Origin of the sequence: Halorubrum sp. GN12_10-3_MGM, assembly GCF_005435235.1 — an archaeon.
GTDB lineage: Archaea > Halobacteriota > Halobacteria > Halobacteriales > Haloferacaceae > Halorubrum > Halorubrum ezzemoulense.
The window spans coordinates 22,095-40,725 of the sequence record NZ_SGUB01000029.1; the positions used below are offsets into that span (position 1 = coordinate 22,095).

The following is an 18,631-nucleotide window of genomic DNA, read 5'->3' on the forward strand; positions in this document are numbered from 1 at the left end:
AGGAGGATGTCACAGCGGATATCGCAGGGCTGTGATGCGTGGTTTCGGCTAACTCATACTGGCTGCCGGGGTATCAGCTCTCACAGGCCTTACATTCGAGGATATCTCGGCTGAACTTCTGTGCGGCGTTGACGCTGTGTTGGTAGTAGAGACTCTTCACCCCTTTTTTCCAAGCCTCGATGTAGAGCTGGTTGATCTCCTTGACGCTCACTTCGCTCGGATCGATTGAGACGTTCAAGCTCTGTGCCTGGTCGATGTGTTTCTGCCGCTGCGCTGCCTGGTTAATGATCGCCATCTGTGGAATCTCGGCGAAGGTCTTGAACACCTCCTTCTCCTCGTCGGTTAGGCAGTCGAGGTGTTGGACGCTCCCGTCGTTCTGTGCGATGCTGTCCCAGACTTCACGCTCATCTCTGCCTCGCTGTTTCAGTATCCCCTCGAGGAATCGGTTCTTCTGCGTCGATTTGAGCTTCGCACCGTCACGGACGAAGTAGTTCGATTTTAGTGGTTCAATGCTCGGACTGACCTGCCCCAGGATGACGCTGCTGGATTTCGTCGGGGCCACGCTCATCGTCGTTGCGTTCCGGCGACCGTAGCCGTCGAGCACCTCCGGCTCACCGAACTCGTCGGCGAGCCGACGACTCTCCTCGTAACTTCGCTCCTTGATGGTGCGGAAGATTTCCTCATTTTTTTCCATCGCCTCCATGCTGTCGAACGGAATCATCTCGCTCTGGAGGTAGCTGTGCCAGCCGAGGACGCCGATGCCGATCGCCCTGTGCCGTTTCGCAAACCGCACTGGCCGTTCCATGAACTGCGTCCCCTCCGCCTCTTGGATGAACTCCTCCATGACGGCGTCGAGGAACCGCGTCAGCGTCTCTACTGCGTCGGTGTCTTTCCACTCGTCGTAATGGAGCGCGTTCATTGACGAGAGACAACAGACGAAACTCTCGTCCGGCGTGGCGGGCAGCGCGATCTCGGTACAGAGGTTGGAAGCGTTGATCTCGTAGCCCTTGTCCTTGTATACCTGTGGCTTCCCGTCGTTCATGTTGTCCCGGAAGATGATGTACGGGACACCGATGTTGATCCGCGTCTCGATGATCTCTGCCCACGTCTCTCGCTTCTCCTCGTCGCCGTCGACCATCGCCTGGAACCAGTCGTCACCAATGATGACGCCGTAGTAGATGTCCTGTACAGGGTCGCCCTCGGTCTTGATGTTGAGCCACTCGTCCAAGTCGTCGTGTTCGATGTCGATGTACCCCGCGAACTGTCCGCGCCGCGTCTCTCCCTGGCTGACAACGTTGATGATCGTGTCGAACAGCTCGGTAAAGCTATAGCTCCCGTTGCTCTTGCCGTTGTTCGTGATCGGGCTGCCTCGGGGCCGGATCTCGCCGAAGTACCCGCTGGTCCCGCCGCCCAACTTGGTCATCTCGCCCACTTCGGCCTGTGTGTAGAGGATGCTCTCCATGCTGTCCGCCATGTAGCTACCGAAGCAACTGATGGGCAGGCCTCGGTCCAGACCGAAGTTCGACCACACTGGACTCGCGAGGCTGTAGAAACCCCGACTCATGTAGTCATAGAACTTGTCCGCAAAGCCGTCATCATCCAAGATTTCTTCAGCCCGCTCTCCGATCTCTCTGACCCTTTCCTCGGCTGTGACGCCCTCAAGCAGGTACCCCTCGTTGAGGAATGCCCTGCTATCCTCGTTCAGCCAATAGAACGGTTCCTCGTGCTGCTGTTGTACCTCGTCGAGTGCTGGTTCTGTTTGTGCCATCGTTAGAACATGTCCTCTGCGGTAACGCTCTGCGAGTGCTTGTTGTACGTGGTCGACCGCTTGCTGAAGAAGTCGTTATCTTTCGTCATCATGATGTCCTCATCGAACCACCGGGTCTCCTCGAGCAGGTCATCGTCCGGGTCGAATATCGGCTCGACACCGACGTTCTCGAGGCTCTGATTGAACCGATCCCGGAGGAATGCGTCGACGTGCGCCCGGGGAAGGAACTCCAGTTCACCCTCACCGAAGATCCAGTCTAGTATCTTCATCTCAGCCTCGAACGCCTGCTGACAGGCGGCTTGGACCTCTTTTTCGAAGTCTTCGTCGAAGAGGTCCGGATTCTCCTCGCGAATCGTCTCCACGAGTTCGACACCGAATAGCCCGTGAATCTGCTCTTCCTTGCTGGTCGCCTCGACGGCGTTTGCGATCCCCTTGAACTTCTTTTCGTGTTTGTCGAAGCTCGTCATGATGAGGAACTGCGAGAACAGCGAGACGTGTTCAACGAATGTAGAGAACAGGAGGAGACTCATCACGTACTCCTGTGTGTCGTCGCTCTCGCTCTTCTCAAGATACTCGTCGAGGTAGTCAATCCGCTCCTCGATTGCGGGGACGTCGGTCACCTCCTCGAAGTCTTCCGCAATCCCCAGGATGTCGAGGAGGTGACTGTACGCGTCCATGTGTCTGACTTCACTCTCTGCGAAGGTCATGCCGACGTTCCCGACCTCTGCTTTGGGCATCTCGTCGTAGATGTCTGCCCAGAATGTCTTGACCTGGACCTCAATCTGCGCGATGGCCAGCATTGTCCGCTTGATAACGGCCTTCTCGGCAGAAGTCGTGTTGACTTTGAAGTCTTGGACGTCTCCTGAGAAATTGAACTCCGTGTGAACCCAGTAGCTGTTCCGTATCGCGTCTTTGTACTCAAGAACGTCGGGGTATTCGTACGGTTTGAGCTGCGTTCGTTCGGAGAAGATGTCAGTCTCTGACTCTCCGCCTGTGGTTTTGCTTTCAGTCATTGGTACGTACTCTGGAGGAATCGTTCTCTGTTGGGTGGTTTCTGTTGCCGTCGTTCTCTGTGCGTCTGGACCTGGGCCATGCTCGTCCGGTCAGGGATTGACCGAGCATTCGTTTGATCTGCGTATGGTTGTATCATAGTGAACCGTCCGAGGCGTCGAAGTCATCAAGTTCTGCATCCAGGACCGCATCAAGTTCTCTCAAGAATTCCTGCGGCTCAGAGAATGCTTTGTAAACGGAGACAAACCGAATGTAAGCTATCTTATCGAGCGTGCGGAGGTTCTCGGAGACGAGTTCGCCGATGAGACTCGAAGAGACGATCCGTGCCTCTTGATCTTGTAGTTCGCTCTCGATATCGTCAACGAGAGTAGTCACTGTTGTCTCCGTCACATCTCGCTTCTCAACGGCTCGCTCGATCCCTGCGCGGAGTTTCTGTCGGTCAAACGGTTCGATGGTTCCGTCGCGTTTTTTCACTTGGAGGGATTCCCACTCCGGACGTTCGTAGGTCGTAAAGCGGAACGAACAGCGTTGACACTCGCGGCGTCGTCGGACGGAGGTTCCGTCGGTACTGGCCCCTGTATCGATGACGCGTGTTCGCTCGTTCCCGCAGTCCGGGCAGTTCATAGTTGTCACTGCTTAATCCTCCATGGTCTTAACCCCATATGTGGTGCCTCTCGATTTTGACCGCAACATCTGGTGGTGAGGGCTGTCACATAAACCTTACCCAATAGAATTGGAATAGTACAATTCAGTTTGATTGCCGGGCGTGGGTGATTGGGCTCAGATGCATTGAGCACACCAGGTTCAACTGCGCTACAGCGATTTTTTCGAAGACAATTGTACCCCGCTGTGGGCTAGCAACGGTCGTGCTCAAACATTTGGAGGGTAGTTATGGCCACAATTCTTGACTGTGGGTGCCAATACGCTAACGATGACTGACGAAATAGAAATCCCGACCGAGCCACGGGCCGCGGTCGACGCACTGGCGACACACCTAACTGCGACCGCAGACCGCCCAGTGCCGCCAGCAACGAACCGATGGCTCGGGGAAGCTGAAGCCGTCGCCCGCGACGCTGCCAGTGACGGTCTTGACACGCAAACCAGGCAAAAGCGGGTTCGTCAGGTTGCCACACTGCTTGAGTCGGCTGACGAAACAGATGATTTGGTTGCCGATCGCCATATTGAGGCGGCTATTCAGTGCTGCCAAGTCGTTCTCGCTAACGAGTGACCGTGGTTGAGACTGTACAGGATATCTCTCTCGCCACATGTTAAATTCTGCCAGATAGAGAAACCAAATTAAATCTCGCAAGGTTGTTCTCTTTCGTTAAAGAAACCATTTTAAGTTACAAAAGAGTGTCTAAGCGCACCACGCTTATGTTCGTGGTGTCTAAAGATTACTTTGATGAGTTCAAAACAAGACGATCTCAAAGAGACAAATACCGAGGCCCGCTTCGAATTCAAGAAAGAGGAGAAGTCCGCTTTCAAAAGCGAAAAGGGCCTTACCGAGGAGACGGTGCGCGTCATCTCGGAGGACAAAGACGAGCCGGAGTGGATGCTGGAGCGCCGCCTGCGGGCCCTCGAACAGTTCCAAGAGATGCCGATGCCGACCGACTGGCCCGGCCAGCCGGACCTGAGCGAGGTCGATGTCGACGAGATCGTCCCCTACATTCGGCCGGACGTCGACGTGCGGGCGGGCGTCGACGACTGGACCGAGCTCCCTGATGACATCAAAGATACCTTCGACAAGTTGGGCATCCCGGAGGCGGAGAAGAACGCGCTCTCGGGCGTCGGCGCGCAGTACGAGTCGGAGGTCGTCTACCAGAACATGCAGGAGCGGTGGGAAGAGAAGGGCGTCATCTTCTGTAACATGGACGAGGCTGTCCAAGAACACGAAGAACTCGTCCGCGAGCACTTCATGACGAAGTGCGTCCCCCCGAGCGACAACAAGTTCGCGGCGCTTCACGGCGCCATCTGGTCGGGCGGCTCGTTCGTCTACATCCCCGAAAACACCACGGTAGACATGCCGGTCCAGGCGTACTTCCGGATGAACTCCGAGGGGATGGGCCAGTTCGAGCACACGCTCATCATCGCCGAGGAGGGTGCCGAGGTCCACTACATCGAGGGCTGTTCGGCCCCGAAGTACTCGAAGTTCAATCTCCACTGTGGCGGTGTCGAAGTCTTCGTCGACGAGGACGCCCACGTCCAGTACTCGACCGTCCAGAACTGGTCGAAGAACACGTACAACCTCAACACGAAGCGCGCCATCGCCGAGAATGGCGGGCGCATGGAGTGGATCTCCGGCTCGATGGGCTCGAAGGCGACGATGCTGTACCCCTCGACGATCCTGAAGGGCCGCGGTGCCTCCGACAACCACATCACCATCGCCTTCGCGGGCGAGGGCCAGGACATCGACACCGGCGCGAAGGTGTACCACAACGCGCCCGAGACCAAGTCGACCGTCGAGTCGAAGTCGATCGCGAAGGACGGCGGCCGCACCAACTACCGCGGGCTCGTCCACATCGCGGACGGCGCCGAAAACTCCTCGACGGCCGTCGAGTGCGACGCGCTGATGTTCGACAACGAGTCGACGTCTGACACGATGCCGTACATGGAGATCAACGAGTCGAAAGTCGACGTCGCTCACGAAGCAACCGTCGGGAAGATCGGCGACGAGGACATCTTCTACCTCCAGTCGCGCGGGCTCGACGACGACGACGCCAAACAGATGATCGTCTCCGGGTTCATCGAGCCGATCACGGAGGAACTGCCGATCGAGTACGCCGTCGAGCTGAACCGCCTCGTCGAACTCGAGATGGAGGGCTCGCTAGGGTGATCTAATGCCGGAGTGCGCACACTGCGGAGCACACGTCTCACAACAGTTTGTGACCGTGTTCGGGTTGGACGGCGGTGACGTAGTTGCCTGCCCGGCGTGTTCTAATAAGGCAAACATCGCAGAGACAGTGTTATCCCGTCGCTCATAACGAACGATGGAACACTGCTTCGCATGTGACACTGACTATGGGTATCTTGGAACGACACCGCATGAGGGGTCCTGTCCGGCCTGTGGCTCGTCAGTCGTAACACCAGCAGGCGAACTCAGCGTCGTCGACACGACAACGTGGGAGAGTGCCAATAGTCTCTCGACAATCCACGTGACGGCGGTCGACGCCCGCTCTCGTCGATTTGAGTTTGTCGTTGCGGCGCGTCGCGGCCGGGGAGAACTGGTCTGTCTTGCGATCGATGGGATGGCGGTGCCAACCGATACAGTGTGGTCAGTCCCGGCTGCCGTCGCTACGAGAGTTACCGCGCACGGGATCAGGCTCAGTGATTCCACGCCAGCTCAAAGCATATGAGGAACGGTACAGGCCGGACACACGGTCGGTCATGTCTGTCCTGTCTCGGTCGCGAGAGGTGATGTCGCTTGGTGAACTCGAATCTGAAATTGCTCCGACAGACCCCCGTTCATTGATCAAACGGAAATGATCGGTTACTCATATTAGATCTGTTTTTATTACCGTGCGCCCAACATATTGTTATAGAGATGAAAGAGCAGCTCAAAGTAGGAGTCATACAACACAACCCTGTAATCGGTGATGTAGACGGGAACCTCGGTAAGATCACCAAGGAGTACAGGCAGCTGGCGGATACTGAGCCTGATCTCGTTGTCACACCTGAACTCTCGATAGTTGGGTATCCACCGCGTGATTTACTCCACCGAGCAGAGATACTTGATGCTCAAGAAGCAGCTCTCAATGATCTGGCTTTAGAAACCACTGACGGGCCACCGTTAATCGTCGGCGCTGCGGTCAGAACCGAGCGTGACAGCGGTGCGCCGATCCACAATGCCGCAATCGTGCTCCGCGATGGAAAGAAGAGTGAAACGTACCACAAGCGGTTACTGCCGACATACGATGTCTTCGATGAGCATCGGTACTTCCAGCCCGGGACCGACCCAGTAGTCGTAGATATCGCGGACACCGCCATTGGACTCACGATCTGTGAAGACGCGTGGCAGGATGCCGTCGTAACCGGGACACGCCGCCACGACGAGAGTCCGCTACAGGACACAGCTGCGAGCGGAGCGGATCTTATTATTACGCTTTCTGCGAGCCCATTCAGTCTCGAGAAACCGTCTCGACGTGAACACCGGTTCGCAACGCATGCTGCTGAGACAGACTGTCCGGTTGTGTTTGTTAATCAAGTCGGTGGGAATGACGAGTTGATCTTCGACGGACACTCATTGGTCGCTGTTGATGGAGCGGTCCACGAGCAGTTGACAGGATTCGAGTCTAGCACTACTGTCGTGGACGTTTCGGTCGGCGGAGACGCAACAGTTCCGACAGGTAATACTGAAACCCGCGCTACGCAGGCCCGCAAAGCACTCACGCTCGGCGTAGGGGATTACTTCGAAAAAACCGGGTTTGAGGAAGCCGTAGTTGGGTTATCAGGTGGGATTGATTCCGCAGTCGCGGCCGCGCTCGCAGTAGCGGCACTCGACGCAGAGAACGTCTATGCCGTGTCTCTCCCAAGTGAGGTCACAAGCCAACAGAGCATCGCCGACGCTCAGACGGTAGCGGCAAACTTAGGCATCGAGTTCGATGTGATCCCTATCGGATCGGCAGTGGAGGACATCTCCCAGACGCTTGATGCGAACAACGCATCGCTCACTGGTGTTGCTGCTGAGAACATCCAAGCGCGAATCCGTGGGTCTATCCTCATGGGAATAGCGAACCAGCGTAATGCGCTCGTGCTCACCCCAGATAATAAGAGCGAAGCCGCAGTCGGCTACTGTACGCTGTACGGCGACGCCGTAGGCGCGCTTGCTCCACTCGGTGATTGTTACAAACAGCTGGTCTACGAGTTAGCTGGTGTGTTCAACGAGACACTTTCCTCAGCAGGATCATCGCCTGTGATTCCAACGTCTGTAATTGAGAAAGAGCCGAGCGCAGAGCTTCGTTCCGGGCAGGCCGACGAAGAGGAAATCCCAGCGTATGAGGTACTGGATCCTATTCTTGAACAGTATATCGAGGAAGGCGAAACCATCAGTTCGATACGAGAGGAATATCCCGACCACGTTGTTGACGAAGCACTTAGACGGACTACACACGCCGAATTCAAACGACGGCAAACTCCACCGCCACTTCGTATCACACAGAAGGCACTCGGGCGTGGATGGAACTATCCAATTGCCGCAGCGTACGATTGTCTACTCGATGACCATTGAGACTTCGTGAGCTGGCCGCTTCAAATAACCGGGCCAAGTTTCGGATGACGTTGCTGGAGAGCGTCGCAGCAGCCGTTGAGTTAGAATTCCAGTAGGAAGCGTAGGCACAAGTCTCAGGTAAAGGTCTTAGTTTTGTATCTTAGATAATAGTCTTAGATACACGGAGCTAGTAGTCAGACGGCGAACGACAGCAAGTTCATCCAATCAGTCAGTTCCACTGCTACCCACGTATGTTAGCTGCGCCGTGAGATCTGTCGCAGAGACCATTCCGACGATTTCATTTTTATTGCTAGCTACAGTGTTGACTCCTGAGGCCTACATGCGAACAAACGACATATAGTATGTAGACTGTCAAGTGTACGTTGGCTATCTATTGGCATAAGTGAGAGATATCTAGCTTGATTTCAACCAACGCGAAGCTAGCATATCGTGGTTCTGTTTGTTATGAGGGTTCGTTTAAATTTAGGCAGTTAGTAGATTCGCATTAGATATGAGATGCTGCTCGCAGCGCCACGGTTGAGCTACACAACTACCGATGATAATAGGCCACATCAGTTCCAATGGGTCGTATGAGCGAACACAGAGATTATCGCGCCGGTTTCCGCACGCAGCGTGAAGAGATTGAGGACAAACAGTTACCCACTACCGGAGAGTTTCCAGACTGGCTCTCTGGGGATCTCATCGGGAACGGGCCGGGACAGTTCGAGGCCGGCGACACAGGGCTGCGACACTGGTTCGACCCGTTCGCCATGCTCCGGCGCTTTCGGATTGACAACGGTGAGGTTAGGTACGCGAACAAATTTGTCCAGAGCCGGGATTACGCATTCGCACAGGATCATGGCGGCGTCCGAACCCCGTTCCCAGGAACACCTCCCGATCGATCGGTCTGGACACGACTGCGTCAAGTTCTCGATGGGACATTTCCGGACAACCCAGTCATCGGTATCCAGCGGTTCGGCGACGAATTCGCGGCGGTTACTGAGTCACCGACAGCACTGACGTTCGACCCTGACACGCTCGAAACGACGGGGCGAATCGATCTCACGGCTGGATTGGACTGCGATTTGACTCTCGCTCATGTTCACTACGACCCTGTCGCGGAAGAGTTCATCAATCTGGGGGTGTCGTATGGTCGCAACACGGTGTATACGGTGTTCAAGCGGCCGAGAGACGGTGGGACGCCGACCCCACTGAGTCGGCTTCAGTTCGATGAGGCACCGTACATTCATTCCTTCGCTGTGACCGGCCAGCACGTCGTCGTGACGGTAAACGCGTACGGGCTGGATACCACGCAGCTCCTCAAAGGTACCGTAACGAAGGAGACGTTCCTTGACGCGTTTCAGCCACTGTCGACGCCCCTCCGCTTCGTCATCCTCGATCGCTCGACCGGTGAACACGTGGCAACCGCGTCGGCGTCACCGGCGTTCATCTATCACCACGCGAACGCGTTCGAGCGTGATGGCGAGCTCGTCGTCGATGTAGTTGCGTTCGACGATGATCGAGCAGTGACCGGACTCGCATTGTCAAACCTCCGGAGCGACGATCCGGACCTTCCACGAGGCGACCTGTGTCGGTACACGGTACCGTTGTCCGGCGGTGAGGCAACTCGAGAGCCACTCCACCGTGGTCCAGTTGAATTCCCAGTGATCAACTACCGAGCGGTTAACGGTACACCCCACCGATACGTCTACCTCGCCGAAACTGACGGAGCGTCAAGTCTACCGACAGATATCACGAAGGTGGACGTCGACACCGGCACGGCCCACCGCTGGCGCGAGTCAGGTACTCATCCAGGCGAACCGCTGTTCGTCCCCGCGCCTGAGGCAGAAAACGAGGACGACGGGGTGCTGCTCTCGGTCGTATTAGATCCCGAGGCAGACCGCTCCCGGTTGGTCTGTCTCAACGCCGAGACGCTCGGGGAACTCGGCCGAGCCGAGCTCCCGCATCGTCTCCCGTTCGGATTCCACGGGCAATTCTACGGCCCCGTGGCTCCCGGACGGAGTATGGCGTGAGGTGTCGGATCAAAGTAAGCTAACCCACGACTAAAGTCGTGGGCTTTCAGCGTGGACTCCCGCTCTGGCCGAATCATAGCGGAAACAGCGCGGAAACCCACCCCTTCAGGGGTGGGAGGAAGCGCGTACGCTCCGTGCAACAATCCACCGACTACGACAGGGCCGACTCCCCAATAGTTTTGAATTATTGGCAGTACGTATGATGTATGGAGAAGCGGCGCACTGTTCCGGTGAAACTCGCCGTGGATAGTGACGACGCCGCACTCATCGAAGACACCGTCGACGAGTTCCTGTGGGCCGCTAACTACGTAACTCGCCACGCCTTCGAAGGCGAATACGTCACCACGAGCAAAACTACGCTCCACGACGACACCTACGAAGACGTGCGCGACGAGACGGCGTTACACAGCAACCACGTCCAAGCCGCCCGGAACAAGGCCGCTGACGCCTGTAAGGGCGTGGTCAAGAAGTGGAAACAGGGGAAGAAGGCGTCGATGCCGCACTTCACCAGTCCACACGTCGTCTACGACCACCGCACCGCCACCTTCCACGACGAGTACGTCAGCCTCGCCACCACAGACGGACGGATTGAAGCCGACTACGTGCTTCCTGACGACGAACAGGACACGCCCCACGCGGAATACCTCTTCTCAGATGAGTACGAGACGACAGGGGCGGAGTTACACTACCGGGACAGCGACTGGATGCTTCACATCCACTGCAAGATGGAAGTGGAGTCTGACACGGCGGAGCAGACAGCCACCGAGAACGGAACGGTTCTCGGGGTTGACCTCGGCGTGAACAGTCTTGTAGTTGCCTCGACTGGCACGTTCTGGACGGGTGACGAGTTCGACCACTGGCGGCGCGAATACGAGCAACGGCGTGGTGACTTACAGGAACACGGCACGCGGTGGGCGCATGAGAACATCCAATCGGTCGGTCGGAAAGAGGAAGGTCGGTTCAAAATCACGCTCCACCGCATCTCGAACGAGTTGGTAGCTGAAGCCCGCGAGTACAGCTGTTCGGTGATAGCGTTTGAGGACTTGACCGACATCCGTGAGCGCACTGGTGCGTCGTGGGGCCACAAGTGGGCATTCAACCGCCTGTTCGAGTACGTCGAGTACAAAGCAGCCGAGTACGGCATCAACGTGGAGCAGATTGACCCGAAGAACACGTCACGGCGGTGTTCGACGTGTGGGTTCACGCACCCCGACAACCGTAACGGCGAAGAGTTCGAGTGCCTGAAATGCGGGTACGAGAACCACGCCGACTACAACGCCGCCAAGAACATCGGCTTGCGGTATCTCCGCCGGAACCAAACTGGCTCTGGTGGAGGCGCACCCGTAGGCGTGCGGTTGAACAGCGGGACGCTGAACGCGAATGGAGAGTATGACCCTCCTGCCGAAATGTCGGCCAGAGCGGGAGTCCACGCTGAAAGCCCACGGCTTTAGCCGTGGGTTAGCTTACACAGAGTATGCTCCCATCTTAATTACTCTTTTCTAGGAGAGATCCTTGGTACAACATATCAATGAAGCACGGCACACGGGCCGACAGACGCTCAATGGTTGGCATAAATCGATGGGGCGGTGCTCGGTCGAGCGAGGAACAATGACGACGGCCGTCGGCGTTGATGTCGGCGGTACGTTTACCGACGTGGTACTCATCGCAGAGGGCACGCTCACAACGACAAAGGTTCCCTCGACGACAGACCAGAGCGAGGGTGTCATCCGTGGGATCCAGCAGGCCTGTAAGGACGCAGGAATTGACCCGTCCGAGATCACCGATTTCTCACATGCGATGACGGTATCGACCAATGCCCTGCTCGAAGCTGACGGCGCCGAAACGGCACTCGTGACCACGGACGGTTTCCGTGACGTACTGGAAGTGGGTCGGCAGACGCGTCCAGATCTCTACGATCTTGACGCTGAGAAGCCGACACCACTGATACAGCGTCGGAACCGGTTCGAGCTTCCAGAGCGGACAACGATAGAGGGCGATCGAACGGTGCCCGACGCGGACGTGATCGATGATCTTATAGAGCAAATACGCGAGCGGAATGTCGAGAGCATCGTTGTCTCTTTCCTTCACGCATACGTTGATCCGAGCAACGAACAGCTCGTAGCCAAGCGGCTTCGGGAGGCACTCGATGTCTCGGTGTCGGCCTCTCATGAGGTTCTCAACGAGTTCCGCGAGTACGAGCGGACATCAACAGCAGCCGTTGACGCGTACGTTACGCCGGTGATCGACTCCTACATCGGACAGTTAGCGGAGCGTGCTAGCGATCTGGGGCTGCCTCAGCCCCGAATCATGCAGTCCAACGGTGGAATCGCCGAGGCAAGTGAGATTCGTACCCACGCCGTTCAAACTGTACTATCTGGTCCCGCGGCGGGCGTCGTTGGAGCAAATGGGACAACGGTAGGAGAAGACGAATTTGAGGGATTCGTTACATTCGATATGGGCGGTACGTCGAGCGACGTGAGCCTCATTCGAGATGGCAGCGTGGAGCGGACCACAGAAAGTGAGATCGATGGCCACCCAATCCGCGTTCCGATGGTTGATGTGACGACTGTTGGAGCTGGCGGTGGGAGCATCGCGTGGGTCGACGCTGGTGGCGCACTCCGCGTAGGACCTCGGTCAGCAGGCTCGAAGCCAGGGCCTGCCTGCTACGGTCATGGGGGCAAAGAGCCAACGGTGACGGACGCAAACCTCGTGCTGGGCTATCTCAGCGAGGAGACGCAACTAGGCGGGGAACTCAAGCTCGACGTGGATGCCGCTATTGATTCGCTTGAACGACTGGCGGACGAAGCTGATCTCGACTCCGCACGAGAGGCCGCAGAAGGCGTGTTCCGCGTTGCGAACACCAATATGACTCGAGCGATCCGCTCAGTCACTGTAGAACGAGGACACGATCCCCGCGAGTTCGGTCTCGCCGCATTCGGCGGTGCAGGTCCTGTACACGCCGCGGCGCTCGCGAATGATCTTGACATCGGAACCGTCGTTGTTCCTCACGTTTGCGGCGTGCTATCGGCGTACGGTCTGCTCGACGCCGACGAGACGTACGACGCTGTCCGAACGTATCAAACGCCTCTGTCGGAAACAATGGGAACAGAACTTAAGACGGTGTACGAGCAACTTACGGCCGAACTACCGTCCGACCGCAGCGCAGGTGACATATCGCTTCAGTGTTCAGCTGACCTCCGCTACCGGGGGCAAAGCTTCGAACTTGAGGTCGACGTGGAGCAGCCTATCGAGACTGACGTACTTCGGACCGCATTTGAGACGGCCCACAAGAGAGTGTACGGCTATACGGCCGAGGAACCAGTTGAAGTGGTAAATCTCCGAGTCACCGCGACGATCCCACGGAGCGCTTCTGCGACTGAGCTCACAGAAGAAACCTTCGAGAAAGTGGCAGAGCATACTGCCGTGTTCAACGGTACGGAGTACACAACTCCTGTCTACCGTCGACCAACGACGAGCGGGACCACAATCGACGGCCCAGCCGTGCTCGAACAAGACGAAAGCACGACTGTTGTTCCTCCCGAGTGGGAGGCAACTGTACAAAAGAACGGCTCGCTCGCACTCACGGAGGTACAACGATGACGGTTGACGACTCGACAGCCGAAAGTATCGACTCAGTGACGCTTGAGGTGTTTCGAAATAAACTTGAGAGCATTGCTGAGGAGATGGGGAAGGTACTTATACAAAGTGCCTACTCGCCGAACATCAAGGAACGGCAAGATTGCTCTACTGCGCTGTTCGATGCTGACGGCCGGATGGTCGCACAAGCAGAGCACATTCCGGTTCATCTCGGCGCGATGCCGGACGCCGTTGCCGCCGTGACCGCAAAGGATCCCGAGCCGGGTGATGCGTACATCCTGAACGACCCGTTCGAGGGAGGGACCCATCTCCCGGACGTGACGATTGTCTCACCAATCGCAACAGAATCAGATGTCATCGGCTACGCCGTAACACGGGCGCATCACGCGGACATGGGTGGGATGACTCCCGGGAGCATGCCCGCCGGCGCTACTGATATTTACCAAGAGGGGTTACGCCTCCCCGCGGTCAAGCTCCGCTCCGGAGGCGAGCTGAACGAGGATCTGCTGGCGATGATTTTAGCGAACGTACGTAACAGGACCGAACGGCGAGCAGACCTTCGCGCACAGCTTGCGGCCCACGATCGTGCTGAAGACCGATTGCGCTCGCTTATCGACGAGCACGGACGCGACCAAGTCAACCAGGCATTCGGCGCGGTTATCAACTATTCTCAGGCCCGGATGACAGATGAGTTGACTGCTTTCCCCGATGGAACTTATGAGGCCCATGATGTGCTTGAGGGCGACGGCGTGAGCGACGCAGAGATACCGATTAGGGTGTCCATCACCGTCGATGGGGCCACAGTCGAAGTTGACTTCACAGGGACCGCCGACCAGTGTGCCGGCAACATGAACGCACCGCTGTCGGTGGCGAAGAGCGCGGTGTACTTTGTAGTTCGGTGTATCACTGACCCCGAGATTCCCCCGAATTATGGGAGTTACGCCGACATCACTGTTACCGCTCCACAGGGAACGGTCGTGAATCCGACACCACCGGCGTCGGTCGTTGGGGGCAATGTTGAAACCAGCCAACGACTCACCGACGTGGTGTTCGCGGCGTTCGCCGAGGCTGCCCCTGAACGTGTGCCAGCAGCATCGCAGGGGACCATGAACAACGTTATTATTGGGAACCGCGATCGTGGAGGGTTCACATACTACGAGACTATCGGCGGTGGATTCGGCGCACGACCCAACAAAGACGGGATGGACGGCGTCCAAGTTGGGATGACTAACACGCTAAACACACCAATTGAGGTACTAGAAGCTGAGTATCCCTTCACAGTCGAACAATACGGGTTCCGTGAGGGTAGTGGCGGCGACGGGCAGTACCGCGGCGGCTTGGGACTGGTTCGGTCAGTAACCATCGAGACCGAGGCAGTAGTCTCATTGCTGACTGAGCGCCGTCGTCGTCGTCCACAGGGCGCTGCGGGCGGCGAGCCCGGGGCAGCGGGTGAGAACCTCGCTAATGGTGAGCCGTTACCCGCCAAAACTACTCGAGAGGTAGAGGCAGGTACAACCATCACAGTCCGGACTCCTGGCGGCGGCGGATACGGTAATCCTAGCAAACGGACAGCCGACGACCGCAAAGCCGACCGCCTCGACGAGAAAGTGAGCGACAACCACGAGGATCAATGACTGACACACACAAACTCGAAGAACTGTCCTGGCCCGCGGTCGAGCAATACATCACCGGCCGCGGCGGCTTCATGAAATTACAACACCAGATGTGAGTGTAGCAGCTAGCACGTTGCGGACTACACACCCCTCTATCGATGTGTTCTCGACGTTCGGTGCTGTTAGATAAGCTAGAAGTTGAATCACGGTTAGAGTAAAATTCTCATACAACAGGCGTCACTTTGAGGCGAAAGAGACACACCCCTCTATCGATGTGTTCCGCTCACTCGTCGTCGAGGCGATACTAGTGAGATCTGAGCTGTAATTGTCGATAGAGCCCAAAATCGGCGTCTTGAACTGTTATACGTCGGGTATTGTAAGGGAGCTAGCGGCACAGAGCTGTCGTTGTGAAAGCCACAGAATACATGCTGTCAGAACACATCGAACACATCGATAGAGGGGTGTGTGTGTTTGTGTTAGTTGAAGAAGAGAAGAAGAGAGAATGAGGAGAATAGAACGAATCGTTCAGAACATACGAGAGCACGGTTCGTTCGATTTAGACGAACAAGACGTGACTACCTCGAATACGCCAGTTGAACCAGCCAGCAAATCACCCCACCCTGCGAAGACATCGAACACATCGATAGAGGGGTGTGTGTCTTCGAGCGTGCGATCGTGAACACATCGTCACCGGCTACTGGTAGTTACCCCGTTATCACTGTTCTCACGCGATTAATACGGTATTGTGCGGTTTCAAACGTCTAATTACACTTCGATAGAGGTGGGGAACCTTTTTCATACAGGGCGGTATCAGTGTGCGTATGGGTATTGACGACTCCGATGATCCTTTAGAGAAGTCGGGATCGCCGGAGGATGAGACAACGGCTCAAGCAGAGCTGTCGAATACGTCTCACGTCACAACTGGTGATTCACAGTCCAAGGGCGATTCTGATTCTGAGGAGCCCTCCCAGTCGATCGAGGATATGCTTCTCGAGTTTGATGACCAGAAGGGGCTAATTCGAGAACGAGCGCTACTTGATCCTAACTACGTCGTCGAAGAGGACCGCATTGTGGGTCGCGACGAGCAACTCCAGGAGGTCACCAAAATGCTCCGTGTTGCGCTTGGAGACAACCGACCGCCAAATTTGTTCCTCTACGGCCCGTCCGGAACGGGCAAGTCGCTGATCACAAAGGCCGTTTGCCATAACATCAGCCGGATCTGTAAAAGCCGAGATATCCAGTTCGGCACAATCGAAGTGAACTGCCAAGATCTGGATACGCTGGGTATCGCCGTGTATGAGCTCGTCCAACAGGCTGCCGATGAAGCGGGGGTTGCTGTCGAGGTTCCTAAACACGGCGTCGCGACGAAGGAGAAATGGGACGAACTCTACCGTATCGTTAACGAGCATTTCGACTCCGTCGTATTTGTCCTCGATGAACTGGACATGCTCGTTGGACGACGGGACAAACAAGAGCCCGCGTTCTCGCGACTACTATATCAGCTCTCTCGGGCTGGGACGAACGACGACCTAAACGCGTATATCTCGGTCGTTGCGATCTCGAACGACACGAAGATGATGGAATCTGTTGGGAGTCGCGCAGTTAGCTCGTTTACTCCCGAAGATGTCCATTTCGACGATTACGATGCCGATCAACTTCAATCGATTCTTCGACGCAGGCAAGATGCCTTCCACGAAGATGTCGTCGACGAGGCTGTCATCCCACTTGCGGCGGCATTCGCCGCACAAACTCATGGTGACGCCAGGAAGGCGATTGATCTCATGCGTGTTGCCGGTGAATTAGCTGAACGGGAAGGTGACACTCGCGTTCGAGAAAAACACGTCCGTACCGCACAAGCCAAAGTCGAAAAGAATCGGGTGCTTGAGGTTGTCCGTGGTATTAGTACACAAAAGAAGCTCTGCTTATACGCAACCGCAGCCGTCGCCTCCAAAACCGATAGCGGGTCTGCTCGAAGCACGACCGGCTACCGTGTGTACCAGTACCTGACTGACGCCATCGACGCTGATCAGTACCACCAAGAAACGTACGTCAATAAAATGAAAGAGCTCACAACCTATTCGCTGGTCGACTTCGAACGTCGGAGCCACGGCCCGAGCTCTGGAATGTTCCTTGAGTTCCAGTTCGGAGAGCGACCAGAAACAATTCTGGAAACACTTCGAGAGGATTCGCGCATTGAGGCGGTCTCCGAAGATGAGGTCAACTCCGTCGTTGAAGCTCAAATTCGCAACCAGACGTAGGGGTGACTCTCACTAAGATCACCGTTCGTCGCCCTCCAGATCCATTCAGGATCGAGTAGACCTGATACTGTGTCCATTAGTTTGCGTATACACCCCTCTATCGATGTGTTCCCTAGGGTTGTATCAAGAAACAATTGTCATTCTGTACGCTAGTCTTAGGCCCCTTGCTCATGATATCCCGTTAGTTCACGTACACACCCCTCTATCGATGTGTTCAAAACAGCCTGCTACCACGATACAACCTGGATTTTATTTCGACTCAATCTACAGATTAAATACTGTTTTCCGTTAGCCTGAGCACACACCCCTCTATCGATGTGTTCGGTGTGTCTGTTATCAAACCACAGAAGATATGCGTCTCACCTGTTGACCCTATTAAGTAACTTCCCATTAAATCGAGTATACACCCCTCTATCGATGTGTGATCTCGTTTTTGAAGGGCTAAAACACCAGATTATCGAGGAATTTGTCCGGAGAGCATGGACGGCTCTACTGACCTAAGTCCCAGTATGAGCCTGTCATACAATAGTTCTCGATGGGTATAATTTGCAGTCTAGAGATTGAACAGAACCGTTGAATGGAGGAATCACGGTCTTAGGAGTGAATTTAGGGCTGTATAATCCTCAGGTAGAGGGCGTGAGACGTATTCTATGACACGCTGCCCAGTATACTTGTCAGAAGCTACTCGTCCGCGTCGACTGGCCCTTTGTATTGTGAGCGGATCTTTTCCCCTTCCCGCCACTGCCAGTAGTAGTAGCGGTTACCATTGATCGCCTTGATCGTGATCGTCGCTTTGGCGGGGACGTCATCTGGGATATCATCAGGTCGCTCTTCATTTTGGTCGTCAGCTGACTCCTCGTCGGGCTGAGCGCCACGTGCTTTGTGCGATGCGAGCGCCTCGGCGTAGCGTGCGACGTATCGGAGATCCGTTGGCGAGTAGCTGTTGAGTGTGTCAACGATCTCTGTCGGGAGGTCTTCCGGTGGCGTCGGTGGCTTGGGAGACATCGTCAGTCGCTTCGTGTCGCTCTTATGTAGAAACGCGGAAAGCCCGTATAATTACACTCAGACAGTTCTAATCTGGCAATATGCCTTCTGCTCAGCCAGCGTTCGGCGGGATGTTTCGGCAGTTGATCGAGCTAGGAGTCATA

Annotated in this window: 12 protein-coding genes; 7 read left to right on the top strand and 5 right to left on the bottom strand. The window is 56.0% G+C overall.

The window, feature by feature from the left end; all coding sequences use genetic code 11:
* Positions 1 to 73 precede the first annotated feature (73 nt).
* The 4 genes from EXE47_RS15980 to EXE47_RS18865 form a co-directional block, all read right to left on the bottom strand.
* Positions 74 to 1,768: a ribonucleoside-diphosphate reductase subunit alpha gene (locus EXE47_RS15980; protein ID WP_089309354.1), complete on the bottom strand. Its 1,695-nt coding sequence runs from the start codon at positions 1,766 to 1,768 to the stop codon at positions 74 to 76.
* Positions 1,769 to 1,770: 2 nt separating this feature from the next.
* Complete coding sequence (locus EXE47_RS15985) at positions 1,771 to 2,781, bottom strand: ribonucleotide-diphosphate reductase subunit beta (protein ID WP_089309353.1); 1,011 nt, start codon at positions 2,779 to 2,781, stop codon at positions 1,771 to 1,773.
* A 133-nt stretch (positions 2,782 to 2,914) separates the two neighbouring features.
* Positions 2,915 to 3,403 carry a transcriptional regulator NrdR gene (gene nrdR, locus EXE47_RS15990; RefSeq protein WP_089309352.1) on the bottom strand — a complete coding sequence of 163 codons (489 nt, stop codon included), beginning with the start codon at positions 3,401 to 3,403 and terminating at the stop codon, positions 2,915 to 2,917.
* Positions 3,404 to 3,773: 370 nt separating this feature from the next.
* The gene (locus EXE47_RS18865) at positions 3,774 to 3,959 is read right to left on the bottom strand and encodes a hypothetical protein (protein WP_158414005.1); all 186 of its coding nucleotides are present in this window, start codon (positions 3,957 to 3,959) and stop codon (positions 3,774 to 3,776) included.
* Between the two features lie 222 nt (positions 3,960 to 4,181).
* Here EXE47_RS18865 and sufB point away from each other — a divergent pair, with 222 nt between their 5' ends.
* From sufB to EXE47_RS16040, 7 genes are all read left to right on the top strand, one after another.
* On the top strand, positions 4,182 to 5,612 hold the full coding sequence (gene sufB, locus EXE47_RS16000; RefSeq protein WP_137703862.1) for a Fe-S cluster assembly protein SufB: 1,431 nt from the start codon (positions 4,182 to 4,184) through the stop codon (positions 5,610 to 5,612).
* A 708-nt stretch (positions 5,613 to 6,320) separates the two neighbouring features.
* Complete coding sequence (locus EXE47_RS16010) at positions 6,321 to 8,003, top strand: NAD+ synthase (protein WP_089309375.1); 1,683 nt, start codon at positions 6,321 to 6,323, stop codon at positions 8,001 to 8,003.
* Positions 8,004 to 8,572: 569 nt separating this feature from the next.
* On the top strand, positions 8,573 to 10,015 hold the full coding sequence (locus EXE47_RS16020) for a carotenoid oxygenase family protein (protein ID WP_089309376.1): 1,443 nt from the start codon (positions 8,573 to 8,575) through the stop codon (positions 10,013 to 10,015).
* A gap of 206 nt (positions 10,016 to 10,221) precedes the next feature.
* Positions 10,222 to 11,466 (top strand): RNA-guided endonuclease TnpB family protein, encoded by a 1,245-nt coding sequence (locus EXE47_RS16025; protein ID WP_089309377.1) that lies wholly within the window; start codon positions 10,222 to 10,224, stop codon positions 11,464 to 11,466.
* 157 nt (positions 11,467 to 11,623) lie between these two features.
* On the top strand, positions 11,624 to 13,615 hold the full coding sequence (locus tag EXE47_RS16030) for a hydantoinase/oxoprolinase family protein (RefSeq protein ID WP_137703861.1): 1,992 nt from the start codon (positions 11,624 to 11,626) through the stop codon (positions 13,613 to 13,615).
* Positions 13,612 to 15,246, top strand: a complete 1,635-nt coding sequence (locus EXE47_RS16035) for a hydantoinase B/oxoprolinase family protein (protein WP_089309379.1) — start codon at positions 13,612 to 13,614, stop codon at positions 15,244 to 15,246. Before EXE47_RS16030 ends, EXE47_RS16035 begins: the two co-directional genes overlap by 4 nt.
* Before the next feature lie 800 nt (positions 15,247 to 16,046).
* On the top strand, positions 16,047 to 17,483 hold the full coding sequence (locus EXE47_RS16040; protein ID WP_345775823.1) for an orc1/cdc6 family replication initiation protein: 1,437 nt from the start codon (positions 16,047 to 16,049) through the stop codon (positions 17,481 to 17,483).
* 681 nt (positions 17,484 to 18,164) lie between these two features.
* On the opposite strand, the gene EXE47_RS16045 is transcribed toward EXE47_RS16040, so the two are convergent.
* Positions 18,165 to 18,488: a hypothetical protein gene (locus EXE47_RS16045; RefSeq protein WP_085682831.1), complete on the bottom strand. Its 324-nt coding sequence runs from the start codon at positions 18,486 to 18,488 to the stop codon at positions 18,165 to 18,167.
* Positions 18,489 to 18,631 lie beyond the last annotated feature (143 nt).

Coding starts and splice junctions, on each gene's coding strand:
- EXE47_RS15980 (WP_089309354.1), bottom strand. CDS start 1,768: ATGGCACAAACAGAACCAGCACTCGACGAGGTACAACAGCAGCACGAG.
- EXE47_RS15985 (WP_089309353.1), bottom strand. CDS start 2,781: ATGACTGAAAGCAAAACCACAGGCGGAGAGTCAGAGACTGACATCTTC.
- nrdR (WP_089309352.1), bottom strand. CDS start 3,403: ATGAACTGCCCGGACTGCGGGAACGAGCGAACACGCGTCATCGATACA.
- EXE47_RS18865 (WP_158414005.1), bottom strand. CDS start 3,959: ATGGCGATCGGCAACCAAATCATCTGTTTCGTCAGCCGACTCAAGCAG.
- sufB (WP_137703862.1), top strand. CDS start 4,182: ATGAGTTCAAAACAAGACGATCTCAAAGAGACAAATACCGAGGCCCGC.
- EXE47_RS16010 (WP_089309375.1), top strand. CDS start 6,321: ATGAAAGAGCAGCTCAAAGTAGGAGTCATACAACACAACCCTGTAATC.
- EXE47_RS16020 (WP_089309376.1), top strand. CDS start 8,573: ATGAGCGAACACAGAGATTATCGCGCCGGTTTCCGCACGCAGCGTGAA.
- EXE47_RS16025 (WP_089309377.1), top strand. CDS start 10,222: ATGGAGAAGCGGCGCACTGTTCCGGTGAAACTCGCCGTGGATAGTGAC.
- EXE47_RS16030 (WP_137703861.1), top strand. CDS start 11,624: ATGACGACGGCCGTCGGCGTTGATGTCGGCGGTACGTTTACCGACGTG.
- EXE47_RS16035 (WP_089309379.1), top strand. CDS start 13,612: ATGACGGTTGACGACTCGACAGCCGAAAGTATCGACTCAGTGACGCTT.
- EXE47_RS16040 (WP_345775823.1), top strand. CDS start 16,047: ATGGGTATTGACGACTCCGATGATCCTTTAGAGAAGTCGGGATCGCCG.
- EXE47_RS16045 (WP_085682831.1), bottom strand. CDS start 18,488: ATGTCTCCCAAGCCACCGACGCCACCGGAAGACCTCCCGACAGAGATC.